The sequence below is a fragment of the Candidatus Pelagibacter sp. HIMB1521 genome (assembly GCF_052047875.1).
Classification (GTDB): domain Bacteria; phylum Pseudomonadota; class Alphaproteobacteria; order Pelagibacterales; family Pelagibacteraceae; genus Pelagibacter.
Genome location: NZ_JBNAIZ010000004.1, coordinates 38,781 through 52,070 on the forward strand (window position 1 = coordinate 38,781; position 13,290 = coordinate 52,070).

The 13,290-nt window shown below is 29.8% G+C and carries 11 protein-coding genes; 5 read left to right on the forward strand and 6 right to left on the reverse strand.

Annotated features, from left to right (window positions below):
* Nucleotide 1 precedes the first annotated feature (1 nt).
* From ACTTA5_RS02135 to ACTTA5_RS02145, 3 genes are read left to right on the forward strand one after another with little or no spacing between them, the layout of a single operon-like run.
* On the forward strand, nt 2-1,261 hold the full coding sequence (locus ACTTA5_RS02135; RefSeq protein ID WP_440647537.1) for a carbohydrate ABC transporter permease: 1,260 nt from the start codon (nt 2-4) through the stop codon (nt 1,259-1,261).
* Nucleotides 1,251-2,444: a carbohydrate ABC transporter permease gene (locus ACTTA5_RS02140; RefSeq protein ID WP_440614102.1), complete on the forward strand. Its 1,194-nt coding sequence runs from the start codon at nt 1,251-1,253 to the stop codon at nt 2,442-2,444. Before ACTTA5_RS02135 ends, ACTTA5_RS02140 begins: the two co-directional genes overlap by 11 nt.
* Nucleotides 2,444-3,697: an MGH1-like glycoside hydrolase domain-containing protein gene (locus tag ACTTA5_RS02145; protein WP_440614103.1), complete on the forward strand. Its 1,254-nt coding sequence runs from the start codon at nt 2,444-2,446 to the stop codon at nt 3,695-3,697. Before ACTTA5_RS02140 ends, ACTTA5_RS02145 begins: the two co-directional genes overlap by 1 nt.
* Here ACTTA5_RS02145 and ACTTA5_RS02150 read toward each other — a convergent pair.
* From ACTTA5_RS02150 to ACTTA5_RS02170, 5 genes are all read right to left on the reverse strand, one after another.
* Nucleotides 3,694-5,055, reverse strand: a complete 1,362-nt coding sequence (locus ACTTA5_RS02150) for a GH1 family beta-glucosidase (RefSeq protein ID WP_440614104.1) — start codon at nt 5,053-5,055, stop codon at nt 3,694-3,696. The two genes, ACTTA5_RS02145 and ACTTA5_RS02150, sit on opposite strands and share 4 nt — an antisense overlap.
* 1 nt (nt 5,056) lies before the next feature.
* Nucleotides 5,057-6,385: an alpha-glucosidase/alpha-galactosidase gene (locus ACTTA5_RS02155; RefSeq protein ID WP_440614105.1), complete on the reverse strand. Its 1,329-nt coding sequence runs from the start codon at nt 6,383-6,385 to the stop codon at nt 5,057-5,059.
* A gap of 1 nt (nt 6,386) precedes the next feature.
* Entirely contained in the window at nt 6,387-7,238 is an 852-nt protein-coding gene (locus ACTTA5_RS02160; RefSeq protein ID WP_440647539.1) for a carbohydrate ABC transporter permease, read from the reverse strand.
* Entirely contained in the window at nt 7,239-8,159 is a 921-nt protein-coding gene (locus tag ACTTA5_RS02165; protein WP_440614107.1) for a carbohydrate ABC transporter permease, read from the reverse strand.
* A 75-nt stretch (nt 8,160-8,234) separates the two neighbouring features.
* Entirely contained in the window at nt 8,235-9,479 is a 1,245-nt protein-coding gene (locus ACTTA5_RS02170) for an ABC transporter substrate-binding protein (protein ID WP_440614108.1), read from the reverse strand.
* 171 nt (nt 9,480-9,650) lie between these two features.
* On the opposite strand from ACTTA5_RS02170, the gene ACTTA5_RS02175 reads away from it, so the two are divergent.
* The gene (locus ACTTA5_RS02175; protein WP_440647541.1) at nt 9,651-10,802 is read left to right on the forward strand and encodes an iron-containing alcohol dehydrogenase; all 1,152 of its coding nucleotides are present in this window, start codon (nt 9,651-9,653) and stop codon (nt 10,800-10,802) included.
* Complete coding sequence (locus ACTTA5_RS02180; RefSeq protein ID WP_262590410.1) at nt 10,802-11,590, forward strand: type 1 glutamine amidotransferase; 789 nt, start codon at nt 10,802-10,804, stop codon at nt 11,588-11,590. The genes ACTTA5_RS02175 and ACTTA5_RS02180 overlap by 1 nt, the downstream gene beginning before the upstream one ends.
* Here ACTTA5_RS02180 and ACTTA5_RS02185 read toward each other — a convergent pair.
* Nucleotides 11,582-13,267 (reverse strand): formate--tetrahydrofolate ligase, encoded by a 1,686-nt coding sequence (locus ACTTA5_RS02185; RefSeq protein WP_440647543.1) that lies wholly within the window; start codon nt 13,265-13,267, stop codon nt 11,582-11,584. The two genes, ACTTA5_RS02180 and ACTTA5_RS02185, sit on opposite strands and share 9 nt — an antisense overlap.
* Between the last annotated feature and the right edge of the window lie 23 nt (nt 13,268-13,290).

Here is a 13,290-nt window from a genome sequence, read left to right on the forward strand (position 1 = left end):
TATGAGTAATTCACTTTCAAAAATAGAAAAAAGAACTGCTTATGCCTTAACTTTGCCAGCAGTTTTAATAGTATTTGCAATAGTATTATTTCCAATATTTTCAAACGTTTGGATTAGTTTTAAGGAAGTTCAATTAAAAGATATAAGAATTCCAGAGCCACGAGCTAAAAAAATAGTTAAATCTATTAAAAACGAAGATTCAAAAATAAAGATTATATATAAATTAAGAAATAGTTCCTTAATTCAAGATATTAGAAATATTAAATTTCAAGATAAATTCCCAAGTAATGTTAAACCGATTGATTTAGATGAGAGATGTAAGTTCACTTCAAATAAAGTTCAGTGTGATTTTGGTAATTGGTCAAAAAAATACAGAGAGCAATTTATAATTTTTTTTGAGACAAAAAATGGTGAAAAAATTGATAAAAAACAATTTAAATTAAATAAACCTAATTTAAAGGGAAAAGCAGATAACATACTTTTGACAAGTGATTTTACTTTGTCAAATTTTAAAAAAGTAATCACAAACTATGAATTTAAAGATTTATTATTAACAACATTTTATTATACTTTTTTTGGAACTGTGGGTGCGATTGTTTTTGGAATTTTGTCAGCACAAATGGTAAATCAAAAGTTTAGAGGTCGAAGCTTTGTAAGAAGTACGTTATTGTTTCCTTATGTGGCTCCAGTTGTGGCCTTAGCTTTTACATGGGAACTTCTATTAGATCCTAATAGTGGTACTTTAAATAATCTATTACTGAATTATAGTATAATAGATAAGCCAATAAATTTATTAGGTCAAAAGTATGTATCAATTTTTATTTTTGGTTTTGAATTTAAATTAAGATTAGCGCTTACAACTGTTATTATCTTTGAAATCTGGAGATATTTTCCTTTAGCTTTTCTTTTTATATTAGCAAGACTTCAAGCAGTTCCTAAAGAACTTTATGAGGCAGCAGATATTGATGGTGCTGGGCCTTACACTAAATTTATGAATATAACATTGCCACAGATTACTGCAGTGATTTCAATTTTGTTTATGATTAGGTTTATTTGGAATTTTAATAAGTTCGAAGATATTTTTCTTTTAACAGGAGGTGCGTCAGGAACAAGAACACTTCCAATTAATGTCTATGAACAGGGATTTTCAATAGGAAATATTGGAATGGGATCTGCTGTATCAATGGTGATTGTATTATTACTTTTATTTTTTATGTTAATTTATTTTAAGCTTATAGGAAAAAGAGCCAATGAGAATTAAATCAATTATCACATTTAGTCTAATTTCCTCATTTTTTTTATTTTCACTGATTTCTATTTGGAAAATTTTATCCACATTACAAGGAATTGAGCTTCAAACTTTAAATTTTAATTTTTATTTTTTAAGTGGAATTATAATTTCTATTATTTCAATTTTCTTAAGTGAAAAATTTAACAAATTATCTAAAGTAATTTTATTAGCATCTGTGTTTGTTTTAGTTGATTATTTTATTAATAGTTCTTTACCTGTTTGGCATTATATAGGTACATTTCTTATACTATTATTTTTTGTTAATAAGCTATCTAATTATAATAAAAAACATTTTAATTATGATTTTTCTGCACAAATTATATTTTTTGATTTTTTAACCTTATTTGGAATAATCTTTTTTTCTTTTGTAATTTTATTCCCTTTTTACTTGATGCTAGTAACAAGCTTCAAAACCCAAGCCCTTTTATTAATTAATCCTTTAGATTTCAGTGTTGATTTAACACAAGATATAAAAACCTTATTCAAATCCTATATTGTGGTTTTTACAGAATATAATTTTGGCAGGTACATGCTTAATAGTTCAATTGTTTCAGTAGGCACGGTTATAATTACTTTATTACTTGGGATCCCAGCAGCTTATGCAGTAGCAAGATTAAACTTTTTTGGAAAACATTTTTTATCTACTTCTATTTTAATTATATATATGTTTCCAGCTATTGTCCTCGTCATACCTCTTTACACAGTTTTTAGTCAATTAGGTCTAAGAAATTCTGTATTTGGATTATTAATTATTTATACAGCCACAACACTGCCAGTTGCAATTTATATGCTCCAAGGATATTTCAAAAGTATACCAAAAGAACTTGAAGAAGCGGGTATAATGGATGGACAAAATTGGTTTGGAATAATTGTTAAAATCATTTTACCTTTAAGTTTACCAGCAATTGCCTCTGTAGCATTATATGTATTTATGATTGCCTGGAATGAGTTTTTATTTTCACTAATGTTTTTAGATAGCCCTAGCTCATTTACATTATCAAGAGCAATACAGTTCTTAAACGTAGGAGCTGAAACACCAAGACAATATTTAATGGCTGGTTCAGTAGTTGTAACTTTACCAATTTTATTTATTTTTGTTTATTTTGAAAAATATTTAGTTAGTGGATTAACATCAGGGAGCGTTAAGGGTTAATGAGTTTGTTAAAAAGAGAAGCTGAGAATATTTTATTAAATAATAGGCGTGAGGGATACACTCTGCCTACAAACAATAAGTTGTACCCAGCTCAATGGAATTGGGACTCAGCATATATAGCCCTCGGTTATTCTTATTTTAATAAAGAATACGCAATAGTTGAGTTAGAAAAGTTGTTCGAAGGACAATGGTCAGACGGTATGGTTCCTCATATTTTGTTTCATCAAAAGGATGAAAATTATTTTCCCAATCATAATACTTGGCAGTGTGGCGATAAAATTCCATCATCTGGAATAACTCAACCACCTATAGTCTCAAGTATTTTAAAATTAATGTTAGATAAGAATGAATTTAGTTCGAGTGAAATGAAAAGAATTTTGAACTTAATAAAAAAAACAAAAAAATATTTAGAATGGTTTTATAAATATAGAGACCCAAATGATACTGGTTTAGTATCAATATTACATCCTTGGGAAAGTGGCACAGATAATTCGCCTTTATGGGATTTTCCTTTAAGTAAAATTTTAATTGAAGAAAATTTGGAATATAAAAGAAGAGATTTGGATGTCTCAAGTAGTGATGTACGACCACTTAAAAGAGATTACGATTGTTATATTACTCTTTTAAATCAGTTCAGAAATGAAAAATATAATCCTGAAAAGCTCTATGATATTTCAATGTTTAATGTTGCTGATATAGGTTTTAATTCTTTGTTTTTGAAAGCTTGCAAAGATCTAGTCTATATTGCAACAAAAAATAATATTGACTGTGCTTCAATTGAAAAAAAAATAACAAAAACTGAAAATAAATTGATTAGTTTATATAATCAAAATGATAATTCATTTTATTCATTCGATGTTTTAAATAAGCAATCTTTAGAAATCCCTTCTATTACAAATTATTTTATTTTGTTTGCAGATATTCAAAATAAAGAAATTAATAATTCGATAATTCAAAGTTTAAAAAAGTATAATTCGAATGAAAAATATTTCTTTTCGTCAATAAAGCCTGATAGCAAATATTTTGAGGAGATAAGATATTGGAGAGGACCTGTTTGGATTAATTGTAATTGGATCTTATATAAAGGATTATTGGAAAAAGACCCTAATTTTGCTAATAAAATAAAATCACATACATTAGATTTAATGCATGAAAAGGATTTTCATGAATACTACAGTTGTAAATCAGGAACTCCTTATGGTGCTAATAATTTTTCTTGGTCAGCAGCTTTATATTTGGATTTAATAAATTAAAAGTCTAGTGGAATGGAATTCTCTTCCACAAGTTTTTTGAAAAAATAATATGACTTTTTAGGAGTTCTTTTTAAAGTCTTAAAATCAACGTGCACTATTCCAAATCTCTTTTCAAATCCTAATGCCCATTCAAAATTATCCATGAATGTCCATGCAAAATAGCTTTTAACTTTAGCTCCATCATCAATAGATTTTTTTACAGCATTTAAATATTTTTTAAAATAATCAATACGATCGGTGTCGTTTATTTCTCCATTTTTTTCAATTAAATCTGGATATGCAGCTCCGTTTTCAGTTAAATAAATATCTGGATTTCCATAATTATTTTTTAAATCCATAATTTGATCATAATAAGCATCTGGAACAATTTCCCATCCCATAAGAGTTAACTTTGTATCTTTATCTTCAAGACCAAAAGGTAATTCATCATTAACTGCTCCTCTTGCTTTAAGTAAATTATTGTTGTCAGCTTTAATTCTATAATGTTGATAATGGTTTAATCCTATAAAATCATTTTTTTGAAAAATAGTTTTCATGTCATCTTGTTGAATATGTTTTGAGACATTATCAATTAATAATTCTGGATACTTTCCAAGATACATAGGGTCAGCAAATGATCTATTCCAATAAGTATCAAATAATTTAGTAGCATGAAGATCTTCACTTGATTTTGTAGCAGGAATACAGGGTGCCATATTAAATGAACAACCAATTTTAATATTATTGTTTAAAGCTTTCATTGCTTGAAAAGCTGTACCATGTGCAAGATTAACATTATGTATTGATGCAAAATATTTCTCTAAATCTTTGTATCCTGGAGCCATATAACCATCTACATATCCATAAATTGTAAAAACAGCTGGTTCATTAAATGTGATAAAATGATTACATCTGTCTCCAAAATTTTTAACAATAGACTCTGAATAATCTGCAAATATATTTGTCATATCTCTATTTGCCCAACCTCCTTTATCTTGTAGAGATTGAGGAAGATCCCAGTGATATAAAGTTATGAAAGGTTCAATATTTTTTTCTAAACATTTGTCAATTAATCTTGAATAAAAATCTATCCCTTTTGGATTTATTTTACCTTTTCCTTCTGGAATAATCCTAGTCCACGCTAAAGAAAATCTATAGGAATTTAGATTTATATTAGCCATCAACTCAATATCTTCTTCGTATCTATGATAATGATCTACAGCTGTATCCCCGTTTTCATTATTTTTTACTTTTCCAGGTGTATGTGTAAAAGTATCCCAAATACTTTTACTCTTTCCATCTTTATCAATAGCACCCTCTATTTGGTAACTTGCAGTTGCAGTCCCCCAAAAAAAACCATTAGGAAAGTTATTTTTCATGTCAATTAAATTTTGGTATCCAATTTTTATGAGCTATTAACAACTCATCTACCATAGAACTTATTTGATCTAAACTTAATAAAGAGGAAGTAAGTGGATCCAACATAGCTGCATGATAAATAGCATCTTTCTTTTTAGTTCTTAAAGCTTCAACAGTTAACTGTTGTACATTTATATTAGTTTTCATTAGGTTTGCTAAATGCATTGGTAAATCCCCAACTTTTTGTGGGTTAATTCCTTCATTATTTATTTTACATGGTACTTCAACACAACAATCATCTGGTAAATTAGAAATCAACTTGTTATTCAAAACATTACCATTAATTGTGTCTTCTTTTCCGTCAACAATTGATACAATAATCCGTGAAGCATACTCTAAAGATTTCTCACAAACAAATTTTTCTCCATCTAATAAATTTTGCTCTTGTTGATCCCACTCTTTAATTTGTTTTTTGCACCTTCTAATATATTCATTAATTGGAATATTGAATTCACTCAATAAATCCTCTCTGTTATTTTTAATAAACCAAGGAGTATATTCTGCAAAGTGTTCGGATGATTCTGTAACAAAATATCCAAATTTTTCTAAAACTTTATATCTAACTTCATTCGTGCATCCGTCCCAATTGGTTCCAAATGTTTTTTCTTTTCCAGCTTTAAAAATTTTAGGATAAAGATTTTCTTTTTTTCCATCAGAATTAATTTTTTCAAACTTAGTATAAAAAGACATATGATTGATACCTGAACATTCATAACTAATATTTTTAATATCCTCACCAATATCTTTTGCTAAATCTTCAGCAGTTCCTTGCACAGAATGACAAAGCCCAACATATTTAAGCTCAGGGGCAAATTTAGACAATGCTAAACAATTAATTGCCATAGGATTAACATACTGCAACATAGTTGCGCCCGGACAAACTTCATTCATATCTTTTGCAACGGACAACAGGGCAGGAACTGTTCTCAATCCTCTCATAATTCCACCTATTCCTAAAGTGTCACCAATAGTTTGTTTTAGTCCATACTTTGCTGGTATTTCAAAATCAATAACTGTAGAAGGCTCATAACCTCCTATTTGAAACATTAATATTACGAAGTCAGCTCCACTGAGTGCTTTTTTTTGATTTTTTTCAATTATAATTTTTGGATTTACACCTATTGATTTTGCAACTTTTTCTGCGACTAAATTTGAGGTTTTTAATCGTCTTTCATCAATATCTTGCAAAACTATTTCACAGTTACTGAATTTTTTTTCAAGCAAAATATCTGTAAGTATATTTTTCATAAACACAGTACTTCCAGCTCCAATAAATGTAACTTTAATCATACTAACCTTTAGTTGCCCCAAGAGTTAATCCAGCAATAAAATGTTTTTGCATTAAGAAAAACATAACAACGGGAGGTATAGCAGCAACAATGGATCCAGTTGATAACAAGTGATAAGCTGTAATCCATTGACCATTCAATGATTTTAATCCAGCAGTAATAGGCATTGCATGATCACCTTGTATTAAGACAGTTGCCCAAAAATAATCGTTCCAAATAAATGTAAAAATTAATACACAAAGTGCTGCTATAGCTGGTCTAGTTAAAGGTAATATTATTTTCCAAAATATTTTAAATTCAGATGCTCCATCCATTCTTGCGGCTTCAATAAGCTCTTGAGGTAGAGCTTTAATAAAATTTCTCATAAAAAGTGTACAAAACCCTGTTTGAAAAGCTACATGAAATAACACCAATCCTGTAATAGTGTTGTAGAGACCAATTTTAAAAGTCAGGTCTCTAACTGGTATCATTAAAATTTGAAATGGAACAAAGTTTCCAGCTATAAAAATAAAAAATATTGTTAAATTTGTCTTAAATTTATAGTTAGCAAGTGCAAAGCCAGTCATACAACTTAAAGCAACCGCTCCTAACATTGTTGGTATAGTTACTTTAAAACTATTTAGAGTATATTTAACCATTGGAGTGTTAGTGAAAACATCGTGTAAATTTGAAAAAAGTAAAAATTCACTCGGTGTTCCCCACATGTTTCCAGCTGTAATATCTCCCAGGCCCCTGATAGATGTCATTAAAATACCAAATATTGGTATCAGCCAAATAATTAATGAGATAGGTAAAAATATTTTATAAATATATTGATTTACAACTGGTCTTTGATGAATAGGAGTAGGGAACATTTAGTTATTATCCTCTCTCTCATTTCGATACATTCTGTATATGAAAAACAAAATATAAAACATCATTATCGTAAATAAAACAGTTGCTATTGCTGACCCGTATCCCATTCTGTAACCATATTCACTTAAAGCTTGCTCAAACATGTAGTACGCCAAGACATTTGAATATCCATAAGGACCTCCTTGAGTCATTATTGCTACCATATCGAAACTTCTTAGTGCACCAATTACAGTAACTACAATTGCTAGAAAAGTTGCAGGTCTAAGCTGTGGGAGTACTATGTTCCAAAATAAATGAAACCCTTTAGCACCATCCATTCTTCCAGCTTCGATTTGTTCAGGGTTAATATTATTAAGTCCTGTTAAATATAAAATTAAACAATAAGCAATTTGCGGATATAGACCTGCAAATATTATCCCATAAGTAGCAGTATCTTCATTTGCAAGAATTGAAAATCCCTCTAACCCAATGAAATTTAGAAATGGTGCAATGACCCCATAGTTTGGTTGGTAAAACCAGGTAAAAATTAGACCAATAACCACTTGAGATATAACAAATGGAAAAAAAAATAGAGATTTTACTAACCTAATTCCAAAAACAACTTGATTTAAAAATATTGCTAATCCAAGACCAATAGGAACAGCTAGCATGAAAAATACTAACCACTTAACATTATTCCAAAGTGAAATATAAAAATATTCATCATCTAGTAGTTCAATATAATTTTGAAGACCAACATATATCGAAGGGGACAAGCCATCCCATTGATAAAAAGATATACCAATAGATACAAATATTGGAGCTATTACATAAATGAAAAAAAATATCAAACCTGGAGCTAAAAAAATCCATGGGCTTACTTTAATTTGATTTTTTTGCCACCAAGTAATTCTTTTTGCTTTTGAATTATTTAGTTCCATTTAATTCTATTTTAAAAATTGATGAAATCGATTTTAAACCTAGGGGCTAATAAGCCCCTAAGTTAAATTAAAAGTTTATTTATAAACTCTTTGACGTACTTTTTCTAATCTTTCCAAGATTTTTTGTCTTCTGTCTGGATTAGACATGTATTCTTGGAAGCCCTTCATACCTTCTGATGCCATTTGAGCTGGAGCATCTCTATCGTAGAATTGCGCCATCGCATAAGCATTATTAAGCATATTTAATCCTGCTGATAAGAAAGGATCTCCTTCTTTAACACCAGAGTTTTTGTTAATAGGTAGCTGACCTAATATTTTATTAATCTCTTCTTGCACATCAGCTCGAGACATAAATATTAAGAAACGTTTTGCATCAGTTTTATTCTTAGCTTTTGAAGGTATATGTACTGTATCAGTAGGTGCCTCCTCAGCCATTGGAATACCCGGAGTTATTTCAGGAAATTGAAAGAATCCTAAAGTATCATCATTTAAACCACCTTCTTTTAAAGGAGCAACTGCGAAATTACCCATAACATACATTGCGGCTTCACCATTAATCATTGGTGTTAGAGCTTCTTGCCAACTTAGAGCAGCATGATTTTCTAAAAAGTAACCAGGTTTAACTAATTCATCCCATTTATCAAAAACTGCTTGAACTTTAGCATCAGTGTAAGGAACTTTTCCTAAAGTAAGATCCATATGGAATTCATATCCATTTGTTCTTAAATTTAAGTAGTCAAATACTCCTGCAGTAGTCCATAGATATTTTGATCCAATAGTTATCGGTGTAACACCACTTGCTTTAATTGTTTCACAAGCTTTAACGAACTCATCCCAAGTTTTTGGAACACTAATACCTAAGTTATTAAAAATATCTTTTCGGTAATAAACTCCCCACTGATAGTAAGTATAAGGAATTCCCCATTGCTTGCCACCAATTGTCATGGATTTTTTAGCATGCTCCATATTTTCACTTAAGTTTCCATCAACCCAACCTGAGTCAGACCAAATATCAGACACATCTTCAAATAAACCTGCTCTTACAAATGGCAACATTCTGTTTCCAGCATACCAGTTTGCTACGTCAGGTGGATCAGTGTTCAAGAAATTTCTAATAGATTGTTTGTAACCTTCATGGTCAAAAACATTCCATTTTACTGTGACATCAGGATTTTCATCTTCAAATTTTTTAATGATATATTCAAAAGCTGCCTTAGGTGCTGCATCAGATGTATCTGTGTTTATTACTAAAGTACCAGCAAATGAAGTTGAAGAGATTATTCCAAACGTCATTATTAATGAGATAATAATCTTTTTCATTTATACTCCTTTTATTATGTATGAGTAATAGACTATGTATTTTTGAAATTGATTACAAACAAAATTTCGATCATTATTTGTCGCAAAAAATAAAGTCCTCAATTTACAAATAGTTTTCTATTATTAAATTATATAAAATAACTATATAATTTACTTAATTATAATTTTTTTATGTCTTGGAATTATCCTACTACTATTTGGTTTGGAGCAGGTAAAATAGAAGATCTTGCAAATGCCTGTTTGAACTTAAAAATTAAAAGTCCCCTTTTTGTAACTGATAAAGATCTCTTAAATCTTTCGATGACATCCAAAGTAATTGAAAACTTAAAAAATGATTTTGACAATTTAAATGTATTTTCAAAATTTTCAGGAAACCCAACTGGGAAAAATGTAATGGAAGGGGTCTCTTTATATATAGAAAAAAACTGTGATGGAGTAATTGCCTTTGGGGGAGGTAGTGCATTAGATGTTGGAAAGGGAATAGCTTTTATGTGTGGTCAAAAAAGACCTATATGGGATTTTGAAGATATAGGTGATTATTGGACAAGAGCTGATGGAAATAAAATTTCTCCAATTATAGCGGTTCCAACTACTGCAGGAACAGGCTCAGAAACAGGAAGAGCTTCAGCTATCATTAATGAAGAAACAGGAATAAAAAAAATAATTTTTCATCCAAAAATTTTACCTTCTATTGTAATTTTAGATCCGAATTTAACCAAAGATCTTCCACCAAGAATAACAGCTGCAACAGGAATGGATGCACTTGCTCATAATCTCGAGGCTTTTTGTGCACCTGGATTTCATCCAATGGCAGATGGAATTGCACTTGAGGGTATGAGATTAATTAAAAATTCTTTAATAGAAGTTTATAAAAATGGTAAGAACATAGAAGCTAGATCTGAAATGTTAGCGGCATCTAGCATGGGTTCTACTGCTTTTCAAAAAGGTCTTGGTGCAATACATTCTTTAAGTCATCCAATAAATGCACAGTTTGATGTACATCATGGTTTAAGTAATGCTATATTTATGCCTTATGTTTTAACTTTCAATAAATCAGTTATTGAAAACAGAATTAAGTCTATTTGTAATTATCTTAATCTAAATAGTACATTTGAAAACTTTTTAGAATGGATATTAAATTTGCGTAAAGAATTAAATATTCCTCATAAACTTTCAGATGTTATGGATTGTAATGAAATTGATTTAGAAAAACTTTCTTTAATGGCATTTGAAGATCCATCTACAGGAGGCAATCCAAAAAAAATAACACAAGATGATTTAAAAGAGATGTATAAAAAAAGTATTTCAGGAGAATTATTTTAATGAAGAAAATTTTGGTAGTAGAAGGTAATTTACAAGAGGAAAATCAAAGTTTTACAGAAGCAGGTATTCAAACTCATACTGAAAGCTTAAAACATAGTCTTTCTCATTTTACTGATCAACTAAATATAGATGTAGTTAATCCATCTTCAGATGAAAATATAAGCGAGAATATTGATCCATTAGAAAGTTATGATGGTCTTATTTGGGGTGGAAGTAGTTTAAATATTTATAACAAGACACCTGAAATTTTAAGACAAATAGAATTTATGAAAGAGTGTCAGAAAAAAATTAAAAAAGTTCTAGCGATTTGTTGGGGAATGCAAGTTGCAGTAACTGCCGCTGGTGGTGAGGTAAAAAAAGCTGAGAAGGGGTCACACCGAGGGATTGCAAGAGATATTGAAATTAATGAAAATGGTTTAAATCATCCATTATATAAAAACAAAAATAAAAAGTTTAATACTCCAGCATTTAATTTTGATGAAGTTGTAACTCTTCCAGAAAATTCAACACTGCTCGCTTCGAACCCAATTAATAATGTTCAAGGTTTAAATTTTAAAATTGGAAATTGTGATGTGTGGGGTCTTCAGTATCATCCAGAAATTACTTACAACAAGATGATTAACTTAATTATTTTTAGAAAAGATAGACTTATAGAACGTGGTGCTTTTAAAGACCAAAATCATATTGATGATCACATTAAAAATATAGAAATAGAAAACAAAAAATTAGATAAAATTTCCAGAATGAGAGAATTAGAGAATTGGTTAGATTATCTTAACTTAGAATAATCCTTCAATCTCACCTTTTTCATTTAGTTTAATAGAGTCAGCTGCAGGAATCCTAGGTAATCCAGGCATAGTCATGATTGCACCGCAAATAACCACAATGAACTCTGCTCCTGATGATAGCCTTACCTCTCTTAATGGTAAAGCATGACCTGTCGGCGCTCCTTTAAGATTTGGATCTGTTGAAAAACTGTATTGAGTTTTAGCAACACAAATTGGTAAATCACCATATCCAGCTTCTTCAAAGTTTTTAAGTTGATCTCTAATTTTTGTATCAGCGATTACTTCATCTGCTCTATAAATTTCTTTTGCAATAGTCTCTATTTTTTTAAACAAAGGTGTTTTGCTTTCGTATAAAAATTGAAATTTAGCTTCATCTTTTTCACATAATTCGGAAACATGAGCTGCTAATTCTTTTGTACCTTCACCACCATTTGCCCAATGAGTACATAGACTAGCTTTAACACCTAAATTATCACAAAAATCTATAAGTGCTTTCACTTCATTATCAGTATCTTTTATAAAATGATTAACTGCTACAGCTACAGGTAAACCAAACTTTTTAACATTTTGAATATGTCTTTCTAAATTTACTAAACCTTTTTTTAAAGCTTCAACATTTTCATTCTTTAAATCATCTTTAGCAACACCACCGTGCATTTTTAAAGCTCTTATAGTTGCAACAATTACAACACAGCTTGGTTTTAAATTTGATTTTCTACATTTAATATCTAAGAATTTTTCTGCACCAAGGTCTGCACCAAACCCTGCTTCAGTTACAACATAGTCTGCTAATTTTAAACCAGTCTTAGTTGCGATAACGGAGTTGCAACCATGAGCAATATTTGCAAATGGACCACCATGAATAATTGCAGGATTGTTTTCCAAAGTTTGTGTAACATTAGGTCTGATAGCTTCTTTTAAAAGAACTGTCATAGGACCTTGAGCATTTAGGTCTTTCGCATAAACTGGTTTTTTATCTCTAGTATACCCAATAGTTATATTTCCAATTCTTTTTTCTAAATCTTCCAAATCATTTGATAAGCAAAAGATTGCCATTATCTCTGATGCAACTGTAATATCAAAACCATCTTCTCTTGGAAAACCATTTGCTACACCACCTAAGTTTATATTTATGGATCTTAACGATCTATCATTCATGTCCATAACTCTTTTCCAAACAATTCTTCTTACATCGATATCCAGTTTATTTCCCCAATAAATATGATTATCGATTAATGCTGATAATAAATTATGAGCCGATGTAATTGCATGAAAGTCACCTGTAAAATGTAAATTGATTTGTTCCATTGGAACGACTTGAGCATAACCTCCACCAGCTGCTCCACCTTTCATACCAAAAGAAGGACCTAAGCTTGGTTCTCTAAGACATACGATAGATTTTTTTCCAATTTTATTTAAACCGTCATTTAATCCAACTGAAGTTGTAGTTTTCCCTTCACCTGCTGGGGTTGGAGTAATAGCAGTTACTAAAATTAATTTTCCATCTGGCTTGTCTTTTAGTTGCTCTAAATATTCTAAATTTATTTTTGCAATATGTCTGCCCATAGGACTAAACGCAGAGCTTTCATCAGGTACATTTATCTTTGCTAAAATATCATTTATTGGTTGCATTTTAGCTTCTCTAGCTATCTGTATATCTGATTTTACTTCGCTCATTCGTTATCCTTTATTATAAATTT